Raw genomic sequence first — 20,633 nt, 5'->3', positions numbered from 1 at the left:
GGCTCAGGCCTGCGTCTGGCCCGTGGCCGCCGACGACACGGAGGCGCTGCGACGACCGTCGAGCGCGTGCCAGGCCTCCTTGGCGGCCTTCTGCTCGGCCTCCTTCTTCGAGCGGCCGCGACCTTCGCCGAGGACCTCCTCGCCGACGACGACGCGGGCGTGGAACTCCTTCTCGTGGTCGGGCCCCTGCTCGCTGACGCGGTACTCGGGCGAGCCGAGGGCCGAGCCGGCCGCCATCTCCTGCAGGCTCGTCTTCCAGTCGAGACCGGCGCCGAGCGTGGCGGCCTCCTCGATCAGGGGATCGAAGTGGTGGTGCACGAAGCGCGCGGCGAAGTCGATGTCGGTCGACAGGAACACGGTGCCGATGAGGGCCTCGAGCGTGTCGGCCAGGATCGAGGCCTTGTCGCGGCCACCGGTGGCCTCCTCACCCTTGCCGAGCATGACGTACTGCCCGAGGTCGAAGACCCGGGCGACGTCGGCAAGCGCCCGCATGTTGACGACGGCGGCGCGCAGCTTGGCGAGCTGCCCCTCCGCGAGGTCGGGGTGCTCACGATAGAGCGACTCGGTGACGACGAGGCCCAGCACGGAGTCCCCGAGGAACTCGAGGCGCTCGTTGTTGGGCAGGCCACCGTTCTCGTAGGCGTACGACCGGTGCGTCAGGGCACGCAGGAGCAGCGGCTCGTCGATGTCCTGGCCGACCACCTCACGGAGGTGGGCGATCAGAGCATCGACGGGCCGCTGCGGCACCGCCGGAACACCCCCAGCACCAAGGCTGCTCACGGGGCTGCTCACGGGGTGATCAGGCCTGGTGCTCGGTGCGCTCGGCAGCGGCGTAGTGACGGCCCTTGTACGTGCCACACGAGGGGCACGCGATGTGCGGCTGGGTCGCCGCACCGCACTGGGGGCACGTGGTGAGCGTCGTCGGCGTTGCCTTCCAGTTCGCGCGACGCGAACGGGTGTTGGAGCGCGACATCTTCCGCTTCGGGACAGCCACGTCAGTTCCTCTTCTCTTGCGGGTCGTTCCCCAGCAGTCCGCTGAGGGACGACCACCTCGGGTCGATCACTTCATGATGATGGTCCGGGTCCTCCGCGAGGTGCATCCCACACTCGGAACACAACCCCGGGCAGTCAGGCCGACACACCGGTTGGAACGGCAGCGTCGGCACGACAGCGTCCCGGAGCACGGGCTCGAGGTCGATGAGGTCACCGACCAGCTCGTGCACCTCGTCCTCGTCCGAGTCGGCTCCCACCTCGTGGTGGTGCGCCGCCCGGTCGGCGTAGGCGAACAGCTCCTGGAAGGTCCCCTCGACATCGAGCTCGAGAGGATCCAGGCACCGCACGCAGGCGCCGGTCGCCGTGCCACTGGCCGAACCCGTGACGAGGACACCTTCGACGACGGACTCGAGGCGCACCTCGACCTGGACCGGTTGACCGGTCTGGATCGAGATGACGTCGGTTCCGAGGTCGTCGGGCAACGTCACCGTGCGCGAGATCTCGTGCATCGTGCCCGGTCGCCGAACAAGCTCTCTGGTGTCGAGCACCAGAGGAGAACGGGGATCGGGACGGTCCATGACTCCTGCGCACAGTTGAGGATTCGGCCCGCGCCAAGACGGACGTGGACCGACCTCCAAGGCTACTAGAGGCGCGCCGTGCGCCCAAATCAGCCCGAACGCTCCCCCAGCCGCTCGATCAGCGCCGCCAGGACCGGGTCCGGCACGAGGCCGCTGACGTCGCCGCCGTAGCGCGCGACCTCCTTGATGAGCGAGCTCGAGACGTGCTGGAGCGTGGGGTCGGCAGCGATGAAGAGCGTCTCGACGCCGGTGAGGTGGTGGTTCATGTGCGCCATGGGCAGCTCGTAGGCGAAGTCCGTGCCGCCCCGCAGCCCCTTGACCATCGTCGCCGCTCCGACCTCGCGACACACGTCGACGACCAGGGTGCCGGCCCAGGCGCCGATCCGGACGTTGGGCAGGTGGCCGACGGACTGCTCGATGAGGGCGGTGCGCTCCTCGATGTCGAACGTGCCGTGCTTGCTCGGGTTGTGCAGGATCGCGACGACGACCTCGTCGAACAACCTGCTGGCCCGGGTCACCACGTCGACGTGACCGTTGGTGATCGGGTCGTAGGAGCCGGGGCAGACACAGCGGCGCGCTTCGCTCGTCACGCGGCCCAACCTACCTTCCGGGTCCCCGACGTCGCGTGAACCTCGCTCCACGGGGTCACGCGACGACGTCGCTCGGCGGCGGCTCGGCGAACCACATCGCGGTCTCGCCGTAGCGCTTCTCGCCGGAGAGCTCGAGCCCCTCGGGCCACGTCGGTTGCGGTGAGCGGCTCGAGCGCTCGACGACGACGAACGCGTCACGCGCGAGCCACTGGTACCCGACGAGCGCGGCGAGCACGGCCGCCAGGGCGTCCTCGGGCACGTCGTAGGGCGGGTCGATGAGCACGAGGTCCATCCGTACGCCGGCGGGTGGGCCGGCGGCGAGGGCGCGCTCGACGGTGTCGGCGACGACGCGGACGGCCGGGTGCCCGATGACGCCGACGTTGGCGCGGATGACCTTCGCGGCAGCCTGGCGCGACTCGACGAGCAGGACCTGCGCGGCGCCGCGGCTCGCGGCCTCGAGGCCGAGCGCACCGGACCCGGCGTAGAGGTCGAGCACGCACGCGCCCTCGAGCAGCCCCCGGTGCTCCAGCCGACTGAAGAGCGCCTCGCGGACCCGGTCAGACGTGGGTCGGGTCGAGGACCCGGGCGGCGTCTGGAGGCGACGACCGCCTGCCGTGCCGCTGATGATCCGTGTCATGTCAGCCCCGCTCGAGCCATACGGCCTGCTCCTCGTCGAGCCGCATCGCGACCGCGGCGGCGAGCGCCGGGTGCTCGCGCAGCCCGGGGTCGGCGTCGACGAGCGCGAAGGCGTCCTCGCGGGCGTCGGCGATGATCTGTTCGTCCTCGAGCCTGCCGAGGCGCAGGTGACGCACGGAGTTGCCCCGGCCGCTCTGGCGCGCCCCGAGCACGTCGCCCTCGCGGCGCAGGAGCAGGTCGGCGCGGGCCAGCTCGAAGCCGTCGGTCGTCGCGGCGACCTGGTCGAGGCGCTCGGCGGCACGCTCCCCCGCACCCTGGGTCATGAGCAGGCAGAGCCCGGGCACCGCACCACGGCCGACACGACCCCGCAGCTGGTGCAGCTGGGAGATGCCGAACCGGTCGGCGTCGACGACGACCATGACCGAAGCGTTCGGCACGTCGACGCCGACCTCGATGACCGTCGTGGCGACGAGGACGTCGATCTCGCCGTCCCCGAAGGCACGCATCGTGGCGTCCTTGGCGTCGGGGTCGAGCCGGCCGTGGAGCACGCCGATACGCGTGCCGTCGAGGGCCGGGTTGGCGCGCAGCGTGCTGAGCATCGCGTAGACGCCGGTCAGCTCCCGCTCGGGGGCGTCGCCCTCGACCTCGCCCTCGTCCCCCTCCCAGTGGGTCTCCCAGCCGGCGTCCTCGTCGGACGTGTCGCGGGAGGTGGCGCCGCTGCCCGGGGCGGCAGCGGCCTCGTCGTCGACGTCACCGATGCGCGGGCAGACGACGTAGGCCTGGTGGCCCTTGGCGACCTCCTCGGCGACGCGCTGCCACGTGCGGTCGACCCAGCCGGGCCGGTCTGCGTCGACGACGTGCGTCGTGATGGGCGAACGACCGCGCGGCAGCTCACGCAGCGTCGAGGTCTCCATGTCGCCGAAGACCGTCATCGCGACGGTGCGCGGGATCGGGGTGGCCGTCATGACGAGCACGTGAGGTGGCCGGATGCCCTTCTCGCGCAAGGCGTCCCGCTGCTCGACGCCGAAGCGGTGCTGCTCGTCGACGACGACGAGGGCGAGGTCCGCGAACTGGACGTGCTTCTGGATGAGCGCGTGGGTGCCGACGACGATGCCGGCCTCGCCGGAGGCCGCGTCGAGCAGGGAGCGACGGCGGGTCGCGGTGTTCTGGCTCCCGGTGAGCAGCGCCACGGTGGTCCCGAACTCCGAACCGCCGAGCATGCCGCCCTGCGCGAGGTCGCCGAGCATCGCGGTGATCGAGCGGTGGTGCTGAGCCGCCAGGACCTCGGTGGGGGCGAGCAGGGCGGCCTGGCCGCCAGCGTCGATGGCGGCGAGCATGGCCCGCAGCGCAACCACCGTCTTGCCCGAGCCGACCTCGCCCTGGAGGAGCCGGTGCATCGGCCGGTCGGACGCGAGCTCGGTCGTGAGCACCTCGCCGATCTCGCGCTGCCCCGCCGTGAGCTCGAAGGGCAGCCGGGCGTCGAAGGCGGCCAGCAGGCCGCCGGGACGCGGAGGCCGCGGCGTCGCGAGCTCGGACTCGGCGGCCTTGCGGCGCTGGGCGAGGATCGCCTGGAGGACGAACGCCTCGTCGTACTTGAGCCGGTCGAGCCCACGGGACGGCTGGTCGTCGAGCGAGGGTCGGTGGACGAGCTCCAGCGCGACGGCGCGGTCGACGAGACCCCGCGCGGCGCGTACGCCGTCGGGAACCGGCTCGCGGACGCGGTCGACGGAGTCGAGCGCCTGGTGGACGAGCCGGCGCAGCTTGAGGGAGTTGAGCTTGCCCGTCGTCGAGTAGACCGGCACGCGGTGGGTGCGGTACCACTCGACGGTCGCCTCACCCTGCTCGTCGTCGTCGAAGAGCTCGTACTCCGGGTGGGTGAGCTGGAGCCGCCGGCCGTAGGCGCCGATCTGCCCGACGAAGAGCCCGCGCACGCCGGGCAGCAGCTTCTTCTCGTGGCCAAAGGCGCTGAAAAAGGTCACGTCGAGCTCGTTGCCGTGGTCGTCGCCGATGACGACGGTGAGCATCTTGCCTCGACGGTTGCGCATGGCCCGCGAGGTCGCCGTGCGGACCTCGGCCACCACGAGGACCTCCTCGCCGACGTGGAGCGAGGACAGGTCGGTGAGCTGGCCGGGGCGCACGTAGCGCCGGGGCACGAACTCGAACAGGTCGCCGACACTCTGCAGGCCCTTGGTGCGGGCCAGCTGGGCGGCGTCGGGCTTGGTGAGCAGCTTGGTGAGCGGCGAGTCCTCGGTGAGCACCGGCACCTCACTCCACCCCCAGCAGCACGGGGTAGACCGCCTGCCCACCGTCGAGGAGCGAGACCTCGATGCCGTGGTGGGCGACGCGGGCCTCGGCGGTCACGGCCTCGAGCAGGCCGTCGGGCGCGTCGACACCCGCCACGACCGTCAGGAGCTCACCGCCGCTCGCGAGCAGCCGCTGCACGACCTGCCGGGAGACGTCGAGCTGGTCGGAGCCGACGATGACGACGTCACCGTCGACGACGCCGAGCACGTCACCCGCCTCGCACGGACCGCCGCTCGTGAGCGCCGCCCGGTTGGCCACGGTGACCGCGCCGTGTCGGGTCGCCGACGCAGCCGCCTGCATGGCGAGCACGTTGGCGGACGCCGCGGCGGTCGGCTCGAAGACGGCGAGGGCGGCGATGCCCTGCACGGCCGTGCGGACGTGGACGAGGTGCGCCTCGATGCCGTCATCGGCCACCGCACGCACGGCGGCGGCAGCGGCCAGGAGCGTGTCGCCGTCGTTGGGCAGGACGACGACGCCCGAGGCCCCGCGTGCGTGCTGCTGGCGGATGGCGTCGATGAGACCCCCGGTCGAGGCGCGCCGACCGGGTCCGGAGCGGACCACGACCGCGCCGGCGTCCTCGAAGAGCCCCTCGAGACCGACGCCGGCGGCGCACGCGACGATCGCGGCACCACGGACCGCCGAGGTGCCGGCATTGTCGACCCGCGGACCTCGAGTGCCGTGGCCGTGCTCGTCGGTGAGGCGCGTGATGCGCACCCGGTGCGGGCGGCCGGCCTCGATGCCGGCCTCGACGGCGGCGCCTGCGTCGTCGACGTGGGCGTGGACGTTCCACTCCCCGTCGCCGCCGACGACGAGCACCGAGTCGCCGAGCTCGACGAGGCGGGCGCGCAGGGCGTCCACCGCCGTGTCGTCGGAGTCGCGCAGGAGGTACATCACCTCGAACTCCGGGATGCCGGGGGCCTCGGCGCCGTCGGCCGGTCGAGCCGCGCTGAGCGCCGCGCTCCGGGGGTCGGGCCGGCGCCGGGCCCGTCGGTCGGAGGCGTCGGACCCGGAGCGAGCGCGCTGGCCGGCGCAGACCCGCTCGAGGCACTCGAGGAGCACGACGAGCCCGGCTCCCCCGGCGTCCACGACGCCGGCGCGGGCCAGCACCTCGAGCTGCTCGGGCGTGTGCTCGAGGGCCTCCCGGGAGGCGTCGAGAGCTGCGAGCGCGACGGCGTGGACGCCGACGGGTCCATCGCCTGTTGCGGGGGCACCCGGGTCGGGGTCGCCGGCGCCGTCGGTGACGGCATACGACCCCGGGGCGGTGGACCCGGCGGCCCGGGCGGCGGCCTCGGCCATGGCGCGGGCCACCGTGAGGATGGTCCCCTCCTTGGGGTCCGTCACGGCCTGGCGGGCGCGCTGCTCTGCGTGCTGCAGACCCTCGGCGAGGACGCGGCCGTCGATCTCGGCTGCCCCGGCGCAGCCCTCGGCGAGTCCGCGGGCCAGCTGGCTGAGGATGACGCCGGAGTTGCCCCGGGCGGTCCACAGCAGGTGGCGGGCGAAGACGGCGAGCAGCGCGTCGGCCGTCGTGACGTCCGCGGTGGCCAGGGTGCGCTCGACCGCGCCGTCGAAGGTGAGGTAGAGGTTCGTGCCCGTGTCGCCGTCGGGGACGGGGAAGACGTTGAGGGCGTCGATCTCGGCGCGGCGGGCCGCGAAGAGCGACCGTGTCAGCACGGCCCACCGGCGGACCGCGACGAGGTCGAGCAGGCTGAGCGGCCCGTCGGGCGGCGGCGCTGCGCCGGGCATCGGACCTCCTGCTCGTCGTGCGTGTCCATCGGCCTGGGGATCGGCTCGCCGATGCTCGGCAGGCTAGCGCCTCGTCCGGACGGTCGCATGCACCAGTCCGGTGCCGCACCGGCGTCGTGGGCGCGCCCAGGACGGTAGGGACCGCCGAGGACGACGGGCCACTAGCGTGGGCGCGGTGTCGAGCGCCGCCCCCACCCACCGGAAGTCGTGGCCCGCAGCCCCCGCCGGCTTCTTCGAGGTCGAGGCGGCCGGCCTGCGCTGGCTCGGGGAGGCGCAGGAGCGCGGCGGCGCCCGCGTCGTCGAAGTCCGCGGCGTCGGTGCCGGGCACATCGACCTCGCACGGCTGCACCCCTCTCCTCCGACGGAGGAGGCGGCCGAGGCCCTCGGGCGGGGTCTTGCCGTGACCCATGCTGCGGGTGCGCCGGCCTTCGGGTCTCCCCCGGCGGGCTGGACCGGTGCCGCCTGGATCGGGCGCCAGACGCAGAGCAACGACCCGACGCCGACGTGGGGCCTGTTCTACGCCGAGCAGCGGGTGCGCCCTTTCGTGCGCCGGGCCCTCGACCGCGGTCACCTCGACGCCGCCGGGGCCCGCACCGTCGACCGCGTCTGCGACCGGCTGGCGTCCGGCGACCTCGACGACGACCGACCCCCGGCGCGCATCCACGGCGACCTGTGGGCAGGCAACGTCGTGTTCACGGCCGACGGCGCCGTCCTCATCGACCCGGCCGCGCACGGCGGCCACGGCCTCACCGACCTCGCGATGCTGGCCCTCTTCGGCTGCCCGGGCCTGGGTCGCGTCCTCGCCGCCTACGAGGAGGCCGCCGGACTCCGCCCGGGGTGGCGCGAGCTCGTGGGCCTGCACCAGCTGCACCCGCTCGCCGTGCACGCGGCGTCGCACGGACCTGCGTATGCCGCCCAGCTCGTCGAGACGGCCCGGACCTTCGTGTGAGGCGGGGTCAGTGGGGTGCTCACGCCGTTTTGTCGTCCGACCATCTCGTCGGCTACGCTTTACCGGTTCCCCCCGTGACTGCGGGGTGACGCGCGCCCTCGTGCGTCTGCCCCGATCCAGTGGTGGAGCTCAGCACTTCGTCAACATCGAATTTCAGGAGATACCCGTGGCTGCCAACTGCGACGTCTGCGGCAAGGGACCGAGCTTCGGTCACAACATCTCGCACTCGCACCGCCGCACCAAGCGCCGCTGGAACCCCAACATCCAGCGCGTTCGGACGCTGGTGGACGGTGTGACGCCGAAGCGACTCAACGTCTGCACCTCCTGCCTCAAGGCGGGCAAGGTCGTTCGCTGAACGTCCCTCACCACAACGCTGAAGGCCGGTCCCCCGAGGGGGCCGGCCTTCGTCGTGCCCGCCGGGTGCGGGTCGAGGTGACCGCCGCGTCCGGACGCGACGGCATACCTCGTCGTGCGGGTGATCGCGCACCCGCTGTCGCCCGGGCGCACGGGCTGCGCGATCTCGCGCCCCACCTCGAGCCGCGCGCCTGCCGCTCCGGTCAGGCGCCGCGGAAGTGGTCCCAGCCGGTGTGCGTGACGACGCGGCCGCCGACGAGGATGCCCGCACCCTCACCGGCCCCGGGAGCCCGGACGGACCCGATGGCCCGCCAGCCGACGGGCAGAGACCCCCGCGGGAAGGTCGCGAGCAGCGAGTGCTCCTCGCCGCCGGCCAGCACGCAGTCGAGCGCGGCCTCGGCCCCGAGGGCCTCGGTCAGGGCGTCGACGTCCGGGGCGAGCGCCCGCGGGTCGAGGTCGATGACGACGCGGCTGGCCCGGGCGATCCGCCCCCCGTCGCGCAGCAGGCCGTCGCTGAGGTCGAGCATCGCCGTGGCCCCGGCGGCCGCCGCCTCGGGCCCCGCGGCGAGCGGGGGGTCGGGACGTCGCTGACGGGCGACCGCGACCGGGTGCCGCTCGACGGCGTCGGCCCGGAGCAGGCGCAGGCCCGCGTCGGCGAGGCCGAGCGACCCGTGGACGGCGAGGACGTCCCCGGGCCTCGCCCCCGAGCGGAGCACCGGCTCGCCGTCGAGGCGGCCGAGCGCCGTGACCGACACCATGACGACCCCGGGCGGCGCGGACGAGAGGTCTCCGCCGAGCACGGCCACGCCCGCGGCGGCACACGCCTGCGCCAGGCCGCCCACGTGGTCGAGCACCCACTCCAGCGACAGGTCGGGGTCGGCGACGAGCGTGACGAGGATCCCCGTGGGCCGGCCGCCCATCGCCGCGACGTCGGCGAGGTTCTGGGCCACGACCTTGTGCCCGATGTCCGCGCCGGAGGACCACGCGTCGAGCCAGTCACGGCCGAGGACGACGGTGTCGGTCGTGGCGATCGTGCGCTCGGACGTGCGCAGCACCGCGGCGTCGTCACCCGGGGCCACGAGCAGCTCGTCGGTGCCCGGGAAGGCCGGGAGGATGCGCCCGAGCAGCTCGTCCTCGTCGAGGTCGCGCAAGGGCGTCCCGCCCGTCATCATCGGCCCACGCTGGAGCCGCTGCCCGTTCGGCACGGATCACACACCCTTTCGGTGGACGGCCGTCTCAGGCCCCCGGTTTCCATGGGACGTGAGGCCCCATGGCAAGGTAGCGTCAGGGCACGGTCGCAGTCACACTGGGACCTGCCGTTCCGAGCGGTCGGGCCAGTGCATCGCGCCCGTGCACGACCGTCCAACGATCGACACACAGTGAGGTGACACGTGGTCCAGGCCTACATCCTGATCCAGACCGAAGTCGGCAAGGCCGCGAGCGTGGCGGAGGCGATCGCGGGCATCTCGGGCGTGACTCTCGCCGAGGACGTCACGGGTCCCTACGACGTCATCGCCCGCGTCGAGGCCTCCAACGTCGACGACCTCGGCCGTCTCGTCATCGCCAAGCTCCAGGACGTCCCCGGCATCACCCGGACCCTGACCTGCACGGTCGTCCACGTCTGAGGCCAGCCCCCTGACCGGACGCCCGTACCTCACGACGGCGGCGCTCATCGGCGTCGCCGTCGTGCTGTCCGCGTGCAGCCGCGCCCCCGAGGTGGCGCTCGCGCCCCAGGCGTCGGCGCCGGTCTGCGCCTCGGCCCGGTGGCCCGGTGACGTCAGCGGCCACACGAGGGTGACGACGCAGCCCGACGACGGGTCGGTCGCGGCGTGGGGCGACCCGGCGCTCATCGCCCGCTGCGGGCTCGACCCCCTCGGCCCGACCACCGACGACTGCGTGACCGTCGACGGCGTCGACTGGGTGGTGCGCCCCCTCAGCGACGGGTCGGTGGCGACGACCTACGGCCGCGACCCGGCCATCGAGGTGCTGGCCCCCGGTGCCTACGGCGCGGTGCCGCTGCTGCTGCCGGCCTTCACCGACGTCGCGAAGTCCCTCCCGGCCACCGGTCGCCACTGCTCCTGAGGGCGTATGCCGTGTGGCCGACCCGGCAGTCCCCGGAACGTGCCCGGTCGGCCCGGTTCAGCGCAGGCCGGTGCGCCGCTCGAGGGCGAGCGAGATCAGCTCGTCGATGAGGTCGGGGTAGGCGACGCCCGAGGCCGCCCACATCCGCGGGTACATCGAGTGCGGCGTGAAGCCCGGCATCGTGTTGATCTCGTTGATGAGCACCCGGCCGTCGTCGGTGTAGAAGCAGTCGACGCGCGCGAGCCCCTCGCAGCCGAGCGACTCGAACGCCTCGGCGGCGAGCCGTCGGACCTCCTTGGAGATCTCCTCGGGCACGTCGGCGGGACAGGTGAGGTCGACGTCGGCCTCGGCGAGGTACTTCGCCTCGAAGTCGTAGAAGCCGTGGTTGTCGTGGACCGCGACCTCGCCCACCTCGGACGTGCGCGGCCCGGACGTGCCGTGGCCCTCGAGCACGGCGCACTCGATCTCACGGCCCGCGATCCCGGCCTCGACGAGGACCTTGGGGTCGTGCTCGCGGGCCACCTCGATGGCGGCCTGGAGCTCGGCGGGGTCGTCGACCCGGGTGATCCCCATCGACGAGCCGGCCCGGGCGGGCTTGACGAAGAGCGGGTAGGCGAGACCGGCGCAGGCGTCCATGGCGGCGGCCGGGTCGGTGCGCCACGCGCGGTCGGTGATGACGGCATACGGCCCGACGGGCAGCCCGTGGCCGGCGAAGACGACCTTCATGTAGTGCTTGTCCATGCCCGCGGCGGAGGCGAAGACGCCGGAGCCGACGTAGCGGACGTCGGAGAGCTCGAGGAAGCCCTGGAGCGTGCCGTCCTCGCCGAACGGCCCGTGCAGCAGGGGGAAGACGACGTCGACCTGACCGAGCTCCTGCGGCGGCCGGCCGGCCTCGAGCGAGGTGAGCGAGCTCTCGCGCGTCGAGAGCGGCAGCACCACGTGGGCGGCGCTCGGCTCGACCTCGGGTGTGCGCCCGGCCGTCAGCTCGAAGCGGCTCGGCTCGTCGGCCGCGAGGACCCACTGCCCGTCGCGGGAGATGCCGATCGGGATGATGTCGTACTTGCTGCGGTCGATGGCGCGCAGTACCCCGGCAGCGGTGGCGCAGGAGACTGCGTGCTCCGAGGAGCGCCCTCCGAAGACGATGGCGACGCGGGGGCGGCTCGGCAGGTCGGGCTGGGGCTGGTCCGTGGTCATCAGACGAGACTCTATCGAAGACCGTGGGGGCCCCTCGTACCCTGAGGGCGTGGGCACCGAAGCGGATTCGCAGCACCTGCACGTCGACACCTTCCTCGTGGCGTCGGGACGCCCCGAGCGCTCCCCCGGCTCGCCCGCGAACGTCGCCGTCGAGCTGACGTCGACGTATGCCGCGGACGGGCCCGTCAACTACGCCCGCTCGGGCAACCCGACGTGGAACGCGTTCGAGGAGGCGCTCGGCGGCCTCGAGGGCGGTCACGCGCTCGTGCACGCGTCGGGCATGGGAGCCATCTCGGCGGCACTCGCGCTCGTCCCGGCCGGCGGCACGGTCGTCGCCCCCGACACGACGTACAACGGCACCGGCGACCTGCTCGTGGCCCACGAGAAGGCCGGCGGCACGGTCGTCCGCGTGCACGCCACCGACACGGGCGGCTTCGTCGCCGCCCTCGAGTCGGCCGACCTGCTCTGGCTCGAGTCGCCGACGAACCCGCTCATGGACGTCACCGAGCTCGACGTCGTCCTCGCCCGGTCACGCGAGCTCGGCGTGACGAGCGTCGTCGACAACACCCTCTCGACCCCGCTGCTGTGCCGGCCCCTCTCCCTCGGCGCCGACGTCGTCGTGCACTCCGTCACCAAGTACCTCTCGGGTCACAGCGACGTCGTGCTCGGCGCGACCGTCGTCGCCGACACCGAGCGCGGGCGCGCGATCGGCGATCGGCTGCGTCGCCACCGCACCCTGCACGGGGCGATCGCCGGACCGATGGAGGTCTTCCTCGCGCTGCGCGGACTGCGAACGCTGTCGGTGCGGTTCGAGCGGGCCAGCGCCAGCGCGGCCGAGCTGGCCCGCCGCCTCGAGGGCCATCCGGCCGTGGAGCGCGTGCGCTACCCCGGCTCGGGCGCCATGGTCTCGATCGACGTGGCCGGTGACGCGGACGCCGCCGAGCGGGTCTGCGCCTCGACGCGTCTCTGGCTGCACGCGACGAGCCTCGGCGGCGTCGAGTCACAGCTCGAGCGCCGCCGGCGTCACCCCTCGGAGTCCGAGCAGGTGCCGGTCAACCTCGTCCGGCTGTCGGTCGGCATCGAGCACGTCGACGACCTGTGGGCCGACCTCGCCCAGGCGCTCGACCACGCCTGACGCGAGCCGGGCGGGCGGCATACGCCCTCAGTGCTTCTCGGCCTTGAGGTCACGTGACATGAGGCGCGGGCCGACCTCGCTCGCCGAGTGACCGTCACGGATGACGGCGACGACCTGCTCGCAGATCGGCATGTCGACGTCGTGCTGCCCGGCGAGCGTGAGGATCGACTCGCACGACTTGACGCCCTCCGTCGTCGTGCGCAGCTCGGCGGTCGCCTCCTCGACGGTGCGGCCACGCCCGAGCCGCACGCCGAAGCTGTGGTTGCGCGAGAGCGGCGACATGCACGTCGCGATGAGGTCTCCGACGCCGGCGAGGCCCATGAAGGTCTGCGGGTGCGCGCCGAGAGCCAGGCCCAGGCGCGTCGTCTCCGCGAGACCACGGGTGATGATCGTGGCCTTCGTGTTGTCGCCGAACCCCATCCCCTCGGCCATGCCGGACGCGAGCGCGACGACGTTCTTCGTGGCCCCGCACACCTCGGCGCCGATGACGTCGGTGTCGGTGTAGGGCCGGAACCACGGGGTCGCGCAGGCGCTGGCGACGCGCTCGGCGGTCGCCATGTCACGGCACGCGACGACGCCCGCGGCCGGCTGGCGACGGGCGATCTCGGGCGCGAGGTTGGGGCCGGACACGACGACGATGCGGTTGGTCGCGATGTCGGCGGCCTCGGCGATGACCTCGCTCATCCGCATCGTCGTGCCGAGCTCGACGCCCTTCATGAGCGACACGACCGGGGCGTCGGTGGGGATCGAGGCGCCCCAGCGGGTCAGGTTGTCGCGCAACGTCTGCGAGGGCACGGCGAGCACGACGACGTCGGCCCGGTGGAGGGCCTCGGCCGGGTCGACGGTGGCGCGGACGGCCGACGGCAGCTCGAGCTCGGGCAGGTAGGCGTCGTTGCGCCCGGCGTTGATCGCGTCGGCGACCTCTGGTCGACGGGCCCACATCGTCACGTCGCACCCGGCGTCGGCCAGGATCATCCCGAAGGCCGTGCCCCAGTTGCCACTGCCCATGACGGCGACGCGAGCCGTCACGACGGACTCCCGTCCCGACCGCGGTGACGCTTGGCGCGCCCGATCTCGTGATGCTTGAGGGGGTCACCGATCTCGGGGACGCCGTGGCTGCGCGGGTCGAAGCGCTCGGTCGGACGCTTCTCGTCCCGGAGCACCTCGAGCAGCCCGGTGATGCGGTCCATGAGCCGGTCGGTGGCCTCGCGCAGCACCTTGGTGTCGATCGGGCGGTCGTAGAGGTCGGTCAGGTCGACCGGCGGACCGGCGTACATCATCATCGTCTTGCGCGGGAAGAGCGAGGGCTTGTGGCCGTAGGGGGACAGGATCTCCTGAGCACCCCACTGCGCCACCGGGATCAGGGGACAGCGCGTCTCGAGGGCGACCCTGGCGGCGCCCGTCTTGCCCCGCATCGGCCACAGGTCGGGGTCGCGCGTGATGGTGCCCTCGGGGAAGATCCCGAGCGCCTTGCCGGCGCGCACGCCCTCGACCGCGGCCCGGTAGGAGTCGGTCGCTGCGGCGGAGTTGCGGTAGACGGGGATCTGTCCGCACTTCTTGAGGAGCCAGCCGACGAACGGGATCGCGAAGAGGCTGTCCTTGCCGAGGAAGTAGGCCTCGCGCCCGCTGTCGAACATGAAGTGCGCGAAGACGAGCGGGTCGGCGTAGGAGATGTGGTTCGTCGAGACGACGAAGCCGCCCTCGACCGGGATGTTCTCGAGCCCGCGCCAGTCGCGCTTGGTGACCCGCATCAGCAGCGGCCGGAGCAGGAGGGCCACGAGCCGGTAGGCCCACGGCAACCGCCTCTTGGGTGCGCCGGCAGTCACGGTGTCACGTCCTCCTCGTCGTGCGCACGCCGGTCGACGTGGCTGGGCTTCATCTTGTCCACCTCACGGCGCGGTGTCGAGCAGCAGGGCGGCGAGTGGGACGATATCGCCAGCATGACGACCTCCTCGCACGCGCACCCCCCGGCAGAGCCGTCCGCCGGCTGGCACGTCGTCGTCCCCGTCAAGGACACGAGCCACGGCAAGTCGCGCCTCGCCCGCGCCGTCGGCTCGGACCGCACCGAGCTCAGTGCCGCGATCGCGACCGACACGCTCGCCGCGGCCGCCGCGGCCGTCGGGCCGGACCACCTCGTGCTCGTGACGAGCGACGCGGGCCTGGCGGCCAGGTGGCGTACGCGTGGGGTGCACGTCGTGGCCGACCCGGGCACCGGGCTCAACGAGGCCGTCTCCGCCGGTATGCGGCACGCCGGGCCGGGCGCCCGCGTGGCCGCCCTGCTCGGTGACGTGCCCTCGCTCGACGCCGCCTCGCTGCGGTCGGCTCTCGAGGCCGCTGCGTCCGTCGAGGAGTCGTTCGTGCCCGACGCCGACGGCACGGGCACGGTCCTGCGCTGCGGCCGCGGCTTCACGCCGCGGTTCGGCACCGACAGCGCCGCGCGTCACGAGGCCGACGGGGCGGTGCGCCTGGACCTGCCGCTCCCCCGATTGCGCACCGACGTCGACGACGCACGGAGCCTCGCGCGGGCGCGCCGGCTCGGGCTCGGCCCCGCGACACGCACCGTCCTCGAGCACCGGGCATCTGGTTGGATCAGGAGCATGCAGGCCACCGTCCACCGCTTCGACCCCGAGACCCACACCGGGAGCGTGCTGCGCGACGACGGCGTCGAGCTGCGCTTCGAGGCACCGGCGTTCGAGGCGAGCGGCCTGCGCCTGCTGCGCCTCGGCCAGCGCCTCACGGTCGAGGTCGTCGACGACCTCGTCATCGCGCTGCACATCGTGGGCGTCGGGCCGGGCCAGCCCATCCGCTGACGCACGCGTGGGCCCGACCGTCGCCGGTCGGGCCCACGTCACGTCCGGCGACGCCCGTGCCGGGCGCCGCGTGGCATCACCTCGAGGCGGTCTTCCTGGCCGTCGCCTTGCGCGCCGTCGTCGTCTTCTTGGCCGCCGTGGTCTTCGTGGCAGCGGCCTTCGTGGTCGTCTTCTTCGCCGCCGCCCTGACCGGGGCGGCCTTGGTCGCCGTGGCGCGCTTGGCCGGCGCAGCCTTCGTCGCAGCGGCCTTCGTCGTCGTCTTCTTCGCCGCCGCCCTGGCCGGGGCGGCCTTGGTCGCCGTGGCGCGCTTGGCCGGCGCAGCCTTCGTCGCAGCGGCCTTCGTCGTCGTCTTCTTCGCCGCGGCCTTCGCCGGGGCGGCCTTGGTCGCCGTGGCGCGCTTGGCCGGCGCAGCCTTCGTCGCAGCGGCCTTCGTCGTCGTCTTCTTTGCCGCGGCCTTGGCCGGGGCGGCCTTGGTGGCGGTCTTCTTCGCCGTCGTCCGCGTGGCCGGGGCCGCGGCCACCGAGGTGCCGGCGGAGGCGCGCGAGGCGGCCGACTCGGTCTTGGAGAGCTTCTTGGCGCCCGACACGACCTCCTTGAAGTTCGTGCCCGAACGGAACTTGGGGACGCGGGTCTTCTTGATCCTCACGGTCGCCCCCGTCTTGGGGTTGCGGCCGGTGCGTGCGGCCCGGTCGGCCCGCTCGAAGGTGCCGAAGCCGGTGATGCCGACCTTGCCACCCTTGGCGACCTCGCGGATGACGACGTCGAGGAACGCCTCCAGCGCGTCGGATGCGACCTTCTTGCTGCCGAGCTTGACCTCGAGCGCGTCGATCAGTTCTGCCTTGTTCACGTCTTCCCCTCCAGAGGACTGTCGGTGTCAGGCGACCCGACGATGTGCGTCCGGAACCGGTCCGGCTACCTCCTGACGTTAGGCCGCCACGGCAGGCACGTCCATCACCGGTCGGTGGGTTTTTCGTTGTGTCGCAAGGAGTTTGACGGGTTCTGAGCGGCTTCTCGGACGGCACGGGGACGTCTGAGCCGTGTCCGATTCGCCCTGAAACGAGAACGGATCCCCCTGTCTGACAAGGGGATCCGTTCACTCTCAGGCACAATCTGGGCGCCGCAGGAAGGTGCCGTCAGCCGGGAGTCGTCACCGGCTTGTGGCTCGCCCGGTGCGACTCGAAATCTGCGACGAAATCCTCGTGTCGCAGGGTCAGCCCGATGTCGTCGAGGCCCTCGAGGAGGCGCCAGCGCGTGTAGTCGTCGATCTCGAAGGGTGCGACGATCTCCCCGGCGTGGACCGCGCGACCCACGAGGTCGACCGAGATCTCGGCACCGGGGTTGTTCTCGAGGTACTTCCAGATCAGCTCGACGTCGTCCTGGGACACGATCGCCGTGAGCAGGCCCTGCTTGCCGCTGTTCCCGCGGAAGATGTCGGCGAAGCGGGAGCTGATGACGACCCGGAAACCCCAGTTCATCAGCGCCCAGACGGCGTGCTCGCGACTCGACCCCGTGCCGAAGTCGGGGCCGGCCACGAGGACCGAGCCGTTGGCATACACCGGGTTGTTGAGGACGAACGACTCGTCCTTGCGCCAGGCGGCGAAGAGGCCGTCCTCGAAGCCGGTGCGCGTCACGCGCTTGAGGTACTCGGCCGGGATGATCTGGTCGGTGTCGACGTTGCTGCGGCGCAGCGGGACTCCGATACCCGTGTGGGTCGTGAACGCATCCATGGCTCAGGCCTCCCCGGTCGTCGCGGACGCCAGCTGGCCGTGCGCCCGGCTGGCACTGTCGAGGTCGGAGGGGCTCGACAGCGTGCCCCGGACGGCGGTCGCCGCCGCCACGAGCGGGCTGACGAGGTGGGTGCGGCCACCCTTGCCCTGCCGGCCCTCGAAGTTGCGGTTGGACGTCGACGCGCTGCGCTCGCCGGGGGCGAGGGTGTCGGGGTTCATGCCGAGGCACATCGAGCAGCCGGGCAGGCGCCACTCGGCACCGGCCTCGGTGAAGACCTTGTCGAGCCCCTCGGACTCGGCCTGGAGGCGCACCTTGGCCGACCCGGGGACGACGAGCATGCGGACGCCGTCGGCGACCCGGTGACCCTGGACGACGGCGGCCGCCGCGCGCAGGTCCTCGATGCGACCGTTGGTGCACGAGCCGACGAAGACCGTGTCGACCTTGATGTCGCGCAGCGGCGTGCCGGGCTCGAGGCCCATGTAGGCGAGGGCGTTGGCGGCCGCGAGGCGGTCGCTCTCGTCGGCGAACTCCTCGGGGTCGGGCACCGACGCCGAGAGCGGCAGACCCTGGCCGGGGTTGGTGCCCCACGTGACGAAGGGGGTCAGCTCGGCGGCGTCGAGGTCGACCTCGGCGTCGAAGACGGCATCGTCGTCGGTGCGCAGCGAGGTCCACTCCGCGACCGCGGCGTCCCAGTCCGCGCCGGTCGGGGCGTGCGGGCGACCCTCGAGGTAGTCGAACGTCGTCTGGTCGGGCGCGATCATGCCGGCGCGCGCGCCGGCCTCGATGGACATGTTGCAGACCGTCATCCGGGCCTCCATCGACAGGGCCTCGATGGCCTCGCCGCGGTACTCGATGACGTAGCCCTGGCCACCGCCGGTGCCGATCTTGGCGATGACGGCCAGGACGATGTCCTTGGCGGTGACGCCGTCGGGCAGCTCGCCGCGCACGTTCACGGCAAGGGTGCGGAAGGGCTTGAGGGGCAGCGTCTGCGTGGCGAGCACGTGCTCGACCTCGGAGGTGCCGATGCCGAAGGCGAGCGCACCGAAGGCGCCGTGCGTCGAGGTGTGGCTGTCGCCGCAGACGACGGTCATGCCCGGCTGCGTCAGGCCGAGCTGCGGGCCGACGACGTGGACGATGCCCTGGTCGGCGTCACCCATCGGATAGAGGCGGACACCGAACTCCTCGCAGTTGCGGCGGAGGGTCTCGACCTGGATCTTCGACACCGGGTCGGTGATCGGGCCGGGCGTCGTGGGGACGTTGTGGTCCTCGGTCGCGAGCGTCAGGTCGGGGCGGCGCACGGGCCGGCCGGCGAGCCGCAGCCCGTCGAAGGCCTGGGGGCTGGTCACCTCATGGAGGAGGTGGAGGTCGATGTAGAGGAGGTCGGGCTCCCCGTCGGCGCGACGTACGACGTGTGCGTCCCAGACCTTCTCGGCCAGTGTCCCTGCCATGACTTCCCTCTGACTTCCCTCCGCGGCGGCGTTCCGGTGCTCGAGCGCGTGCGCCATCGAGGACCTGGTCGCGACATCGCTCTTCGGCCAGCCTGAACCTTTTGTGGGCCTGGTGGATTGACGTCTCAGTGCCTGAGACGTCAGTATCAGTGCATGGACAACTCTTCAGGGGTCGGTGTTCTCGACAAGGCCGCCACGGTGCTCGGCGCTCTCGAGGCAGGTCCGGCCACCCTCGCCCAGCTCGTCGGAGCCACCGGGCTCGCGCGTCCGACGGCCCACCGTCTGGCCGTCGCGCTCGAGCACCACCGTCTCGTGTCGCGGGACATGCAGGGACGCTTCGTGCTCGGTCCGCGGCTCGGCGAGCTCGCCTCGGCCGCGGGCGAGGACCGTCTGCTCGCGGCAGCCGGTCCGGTGCTCGGCGCCCTGCGCGACCACACGAACGAGAGCGCGCAGCTCTTCCGCCGCCAGGGCGACCAGCGCATCTGCGTCGCCGCGGCCGAGCGGCCCGTCGGACTGCGCGACTCGATCCCGGTCGGCGCGACGCTCTCGATGCTCGCCGGCTCGGCCGCGCAGGTCCTGCTCGCCTGGGAGGAGCCCGACCGGCTCCACCGCGGCCTGCAGGGTGCAGCCTTCACGGCCACCGCGCTGTCCGGCGTGCGCCGTCGCGGGTGGGCCCAGAGCGTCGCCGAGCGCGAGGCGGGCGTCGCGTCGGTCTCGGCCCCGGTACGCGGGCCGTCGGGTCGCGTCGTCGCCGCGGTGTCCATCTCCGGGCCCATCGAGCGCCTCTCGCGCCAGCCCGGTCGGCTGCACGCTGCCACGGTTGTCGCCGGGGCCAACAAGCTGACCGAGGTGCTGCGGCGCCACCACGCCATGCAGCAGCAGCAACAGCAGCAGCACAACGCCTGACCCCATCGGCTCCCGGCCGCCTCCCGACAACGGCGTCGGGGACGGCAGGCCGTGCACAACGGATCGGTCACGATCCGGATCGACACCCCGACCCGGACAACCATTCCGGGCGTCGTCGCGTCACCCTCAGTGCAGTGCACCGACGCACGGCACGTCGCGTTCAGACAAGGGGTCACGATGCAGACAGCCACCTCACCGCTCCAGGCCACGGGCGGCCTGCGCCGCACGCTCGTGCTCGTCGGCCTCGCGGCCCTCGTCTCCGCGACGACGGCCTGCAGCCCGGACCAGACGATCGGGGCTGCCGCCACGCGCGTCGGCCAGACCGCGACGTCCGGATCGTCCGGCACACCGGCACCCACGACCGAGACCCCCACTCGCACCGCCGTCGAGACGCCGCCGGCCGCCCCGTCCACGGTCACGCCGCCGACCAGCGCTCTGCCGACGCCCACGCAGCAGACGCCGGCGCGGCCGACGCAGCCCTCGAAACCCACTCCCTCCGCGACGGCCGAGCCCGAGCCGGCACCGGTCATCATGCTCCGCGCCGGCGACACCGGCCCGAAGGTGCGCTCCCTGCAGGCCCGGCTGCGACAGCTGAGCTGGTTCGACGGCGACGTCAGCGACCGCTACGGCAGCAAGACGACCGCCGCAGTCCGTGGATTCCAGGCCAAGCGCGGCTTCGACGCGACCGGCACGCTCGACGAGCGCACGTGGGACCGCCTCGTGTCGATGACGCACCGACCGACGACCGACGAGCTCGCCAACGTCAAGCCGAAGCCCGTCGAGCCCAGCCCCTCGTCCGTCTCGTGGGACGTCGACGAGCGCTGCATGACCGGTCGAGTCATGTGCGTCAGCAAGTCGACGAAGCGCCTCACCTGGGTCGTCGACGGCGTGCCGCAGTACGGCTTCGACGTGCGGTTCGGCAGCGACGAGCTGCCCACCCGCGAGGGCGTCTTCTCCGTCTACAAGAAGAAGGTCGACGTCATCTCGAACCTCTACCACACGCCCATGCCGTACTCGATGTTCTTCTCCGGCGGCCAGGCCGTGCACTACTCCTCGAACTTCGCTCGCCTCGGCTACGCCGGCGCCTCGCACGGCTGCGTCAACGTCCGCAACAAGCCGCTGCTCATCCAGCTCTACGGAGAGGTGCGGATCGGCGACCAGGTCGTCGTCCACTGGTGACGGC

22 protein-coding genes are annotated in these 20,633 nt (G+C 72.7%); 8 read left to right on the top strand and 14 right to left on the bottom strand.

All coding sequences use genetic code 11. The annotated features are described in order from the left end of the window. Nucleotides 1–3: 3 nt before the first annotated feature. The 7 genes from rnc to ASE25_RS07915 form a co-directional block, all read right to left on the bottom strand. A complete protein-coding gene (gene rnc / locus ASE25_RS07945) occupies nucleotides 4–747 on the bottom strand; it encodes a ribonuclease III (protein ID WP_056770120.1) in 744 nt (247 codons plus the stop codon). A 52-nt stretch (nucleotides 748–799) separates the two neighbouring features. Continuing rightward, complete coding sequence (rpmF, locus tag ASE25_RS07940; RefSeq protein ID WP_020142793.1) at nucleotides 800–994, bottom strand: 50S ribosomal protein L32; 195 nt, start codon at nucleotides 992–994, stop codon at nucleotides 800–802. Between the two features lies 1 nt (nucleotide 995). After that, on the bottom strand, nucleotides 996–1,571 hold the full coding sequence (locus ASE25_RS07935; protein ID WP_056770124.1) for a DUF177 domain-containing protein: 576 nt from the start codon (nucleotides 1,569–1,571) through the stop codon (nucleotides 996–998). An 89-nt stretch (nucleotides 1,572–1,660) separates the two neighbouring features. Next, nucleotides 1,661–2,161 (bottom strand): pantetheine-phosphate adenylyltransferase, encoded by a 501-nt coding sequence (gene coaD, locus ASE25_RS07930; protein ID WP_056770128.1) that lies wholly within the window; start codon nucleotides 2,159–2,161, stop codon nucleotides 1,661–1,663. A gap of 55 nt (nucleotides 2,162–2,216) precedes the next feature. Further along, nucleotides 2,217–2,798, bottom strand: coding sequence for a 16S rRNA (guanine(966)-N(2))-methyltransferase RsmD (gene rsmD / locus ASE25_RS07925; protein ID WP_056824556.1), 582 nt, complete (start codon nucleotides 2,796–2,798; stop codon nucleotides 2,217–2,219). 1 nt (nucleotide 2,799) lies between these two features. Beyond that, the gene (locus ASE25_RS07920) at nucleotides 2,800–5,061 is read right to left on the bottom strand and encodes an ATP-dependent DNA helicase RecG (protein WP_082619321.1); all 2,262 of its coding nucleotides are present in this window, start codon (nucleotides 5,059–5,061) and stop codon (nucleotides 2,800–2,802) included. Nucleotide 5,062: 1 nt separating this feature from the next. Beyond that, nucleotides 5,063–6,844, bottom strand: a complete 1,782-nt coding sequence (locus ASE25_RS07915; RefSeq protein WP_056824553.1) for a DAK2 domain-containing protein — start codon at nucleotides 6,842–6,844, stop codon at nucleotides 5,063–5,065. A 166-nt stretch (nucleotides 6,845–7,010) separates the two neighbouring features. Between ASE25_RS07915 and ASE25_RS07910 the strand changes: the two genes are divergently transcribed. Together ASE25_RS07910 and rpmB are read left to right on the top strand one after the other, a co-directional pair. Continuing rightward, complete coding sequence (locus tag ASE25_RS07910; protein WP_082619322.1) at nucleotides 7,011–7,793, top strand: fructosamine kinase family protein; 783 nt, start codon at nucleotides 7,011–7,013, stop codon at nucleotides 7,791–7,793. A gap of 166 nt (nucleotides 7,794–7,959) precedes the next feature. Next, a complete protein-coding gene (gene rpmB / locus ASE25_RS22295) occupies nucleotides 7,960–8,148 on the top strand; it encodes a 50S ribosomal protein L28 (protein ID WP_020142801.1) in 189 nt (62 codons plus the stop codon). Nucleotides 8,149–8,350: 202 nt separating this feature from the next. Here rpmB and thiL read toward each other — a convergent pair whose 3' ends face one another. Next, nucleotides 8,351–9,319: a thiamine-phosphate kinase gene (thiL, locus tag ASE25_RS07900; protein WP_082622760.1), complete on the bottom strand. Its 969-nt coding sequence runs from the start codon at nucleotides 9,317–9,319 to the stop codon at nucleotides 8,351–8,353. Between the two features lie 219 nt (nucleotides 9,320–9,538). On the opposite strand from thiL, the gene ASE25_RS07895 reads away from it, so the two are divergent. After that, complete coding sequence (locus ASE25_RS07895; RefSeq protein WP_020142803.1) at nucleotides 9,539–9,772, top strand: Lrp/AsnC family transcriptional regulator; 234 nt, start codon at nucleotides 9,539–9,541, stop codon at nucleotides 9,770–9,772. Between the two features lie 61 nt (nucleotides 9,773–9,833). Beyond that, nucleotides 9,834–10,229, top strand: a complete 396-nt coding sequence (locus tag ASE25_RS07890) for a DUF3515 family protein (RefSeq protein WP_056824550.1) — start codon at nucleotides 9,834–9,836, stop codon at nucleotides 10,227–10,229. A gap of 57 nt (nucleotides 10,230–10,286) precedes the next feature. Here ASE25_RS07890 and ASE25_RS07885 read toward each other — a convergent pair whose 3' ends face one another. Then, nucleotides 10,287–11,423 (bottom strand): D-alanine--D-alanine ligase family protein, encoded by a 1,137-nt coding sequence (locus ASE25_RS07885; protein WP_056824548.1) that lies wholly within the window; start codon nucleotides 11,421–11,423, stop codon nucleotides 10,287–10,289. A gap of 49 nt (nucleotides 11,424–11,472) precedes the next feature. Here ASE25_RS07885 and ASE25_RS07880 point away from each other — a divergent pair, with 49 nt between their 5' ends. Then, complete coding sequence (locus ASE25_RS07880) at nucleotides 11,473–12,558, top strand: PLP-dependent aspartate aminotransferase family protein (protein ID WP_056824545.1); 1,086 nt, start codon at nucleotides 11,473–11,475, stop codon at nucleotides 12,556–12,558. Between the two features lie 27 nt (nucleotides 12,559–12,585). Here the strand turns inward: ASE25_RS07880 and ASE25_RS07875 are convergent, their stop codons facing one another. Together ASE25_RS07875 and ASE25_RS07870 are read right to left on the bottom strand one after the other, a co-directional pair. After that, on the bottom strand, nucleotides 12,586–13,587 hold the full coding sequence (locus tag ASE25_RS07875) for an NAD(P)H-dependent glycerol-3-phosphate dehydrogenase (protein ID WP_255358392.1): 1,002 nt from the start codon (nucleotides 13,585–13,587) through the stop codon (nucleotides 12,586–12,588). Next, nucleotides 13,584–14,384 carry a 1-acyl-sn-glycerol-3-phosphate acyltransferase gene (locus ASE25_RS07870; RefSeq protein WP_056770146.1) on the bottom strand — a complete coding sequence of 267 codons (801 nt, stop codon included), beginning with the start codon at nucleotides 14,382–14,384 and terminating at the stop codon, nucleotides 13,584–13,586. The genes ASE25_RS07875 and ASE25_RS07870 overlap by 4 nt, the downstream gene beginning before the upstream one ends. Before the next feature lie 114 nt (nucleotides 14,385–14,498). On the opposite strand from ASE25_RS07870, the gene cofC reads away from it, so the two are divergent. Next, nucleotides 14,499–15,368 carry a 2-phospho-L-lactate guanylyltransferase gene (gene cofC, locus ASE25_RS07865; protein ID WP_056824542.1) on the top strand — a complete coding sequence of 290 codons (870 nt, stop codon included), beginning with the start codon at nucleotides 14,499–14,501 and terminating at the stop codon, nucleotides 15,366–15,368. A gap of 76 nt (nucleotides 15,369–15,444) precedes the next feature. Here the strand turns inward: cofC and ASE25_RS07860 are convergent, their stop codons facing one another. The 3 genes from ASE25_RS07860 to leuC all read right to left on the bottom strand — a co-directional run bounded on the left by ASE25_RS07860 (nucleotide 15,445) and on the right by leuC (nucleotide 18,544). Next, nucleotides 15,445–16,215, bottom strand: a complete 771-nt coding sequence (locus ASE25_RS07860) for an HU family DNA-binding protein (RefSeq protein WP_056824540.1) — start codon at nucleotides 16,213–16,215, stop codon at nucleotides 15,445–15,447. A gap of 286 nt (nucleotides 16,216–16,501) precedes the next feature. Continuing rightward, a complete protein-coding gene (gene leuD / locus ASE25_RS07855) occupies nucleotides 16,502–17,095 on the bottom strand; it encodes a 3-isopropylmalate dehydratase small subunit (RefSeq protein WP_056824537.1) in 594 nt (197 codons plus the stop codon). 3 nt (nucleotides 17,096–17,098) lie between these two features. Further along, complete coding sequence (gene leuC / locus ASE25_RS07850; protein ID WP_056770159.1) at nucleotides 17,099–18,544, bottom strand: 3-isopropylmalate dehydratase large subunit; 1,446 nt, start codon at nucleotides 18,542–18,544, stop codon at nucleotides 17,099–17,101. A gap of 153 nt (nucleotides 18,545–18,697) precedes the next feature. Between leuC and ASE25_RS07845 the strand changes: the two genes are divergently transcribed. Together ASE25_RS07845 and ASE25_RS23445 are read left to right on the top strand one after the other, a co-directional pair. Then, complete coding sequence (locus tag ASE25_RS07845) at nucleotides 18,698–19,450, top strand: IclR family transcriptional regulator (RefSeq protein WP_020142814.1); 753 nt, start codon at nucleotides 18,698–18,700, stop codon at nucleotides 19,448–19,450. A 177-nt stretch (nucleotides 19,451–19,627) separates the two neighbouring features. Then, entirely contained in the window at nucleotides 19,628–20,629 is a 1,002-nt protein-coding gene (locus ASE25_RS23445; protein WP_082622759.1) for a peptidoglycan-binding protein, read from the top strand. The last annotated feature ends 4 nt before the right edge of the window (nucleotides 20,630–20,633 follow it).

The sequence above is a fragment of the Terrabacter sp. Root85 genome, from assembly GCF_001429185.1.
Taxonomy (GTDB): domain Bacteria; phylum Actinomycetota; class Actinomycetes; order Actinomycetales; family Dermatophilaceae; genus Terrabacter.
This window is presented reverse-complemented; position numbering and strand designations above follow the sequence as displayed.

What these genes read in the sequence shown, in the direction of transcription:
- cofC (WP_056824542.1), top strand. Translation starts at nt 14,499, where the DNA reads ATGACGACCTCCTCGCACGCGCACCCCCCGGCAGAGCCGTCCGCCGGC.
- leuC (WP_056770159.1), bottom strand. Translation starts at nt 18,544, where the DNA reads ATGGCAGGGACACTGGCCGAGAAGGTCTGGGACGCACACGTCGTACGT.
- thiL (WP_082622760.1), bottom strand. Translation starts at nt 9,319, where the DNA reads ATGATGACGGGCGGGACGCCCTTGCGCGACCTCGACGAGGACGAGCTG.
- ASE25_RS07845 (WP_020142814.1), top strand. Translation starts at nt 18,698, where the DNA reads ATGGACAACTCTTCAGGGGTCGGTGTTCTCGACAAGGCCGCCACGGTG.
- ASE25_RS07935 (WP_056770124.1), bottom strand. Translation starts at nt 1,571, where the DNA reads ATGGACCGTCCCGATCCCCGTTCTCCTCTGGTGCTCGACACCAGAGAG.
- ASE25_RS07915 (WP_056824553.1), bottom strand. Translation starts at nt 6,844, where the DNA reads ATGCCCGGCGCAGCGCCGCCGCCCGACGGGCCGCTCAGCCTGCTCGAC.
- leuD (WP_056824537.1), bottom strand. Translation starts at nt 17,095, where the DNA reads ATGGATGCGTTCACGACCCACACGGGTATCGGAGTCCCGCTGCGCCGC.
- ASE25_RS23445 (WP_082622759.1), top strand. Translation starts at nt 19,628, where the DNA reads ATGCAGACAGCCACCTCACCGCTCCAGGCCACGGGCGGCCTGCGCCGC.
- ASE25_RS07885 (WP_056824548.1), bottom strand. Translation starts at nt 11,423, where the DNA reads ATGACCACGGACCAGCCCCAGCCCGACCTGCCGAGCCGCCCCCGCGTC.
- rsmD (WP_056824556.1), bottom strand. Translation starts at nt 2,798, where the DNA reads ATGACACGGATCATCAGCGGCACGGCAGGCGGTCGTCGCCTCCAGACG.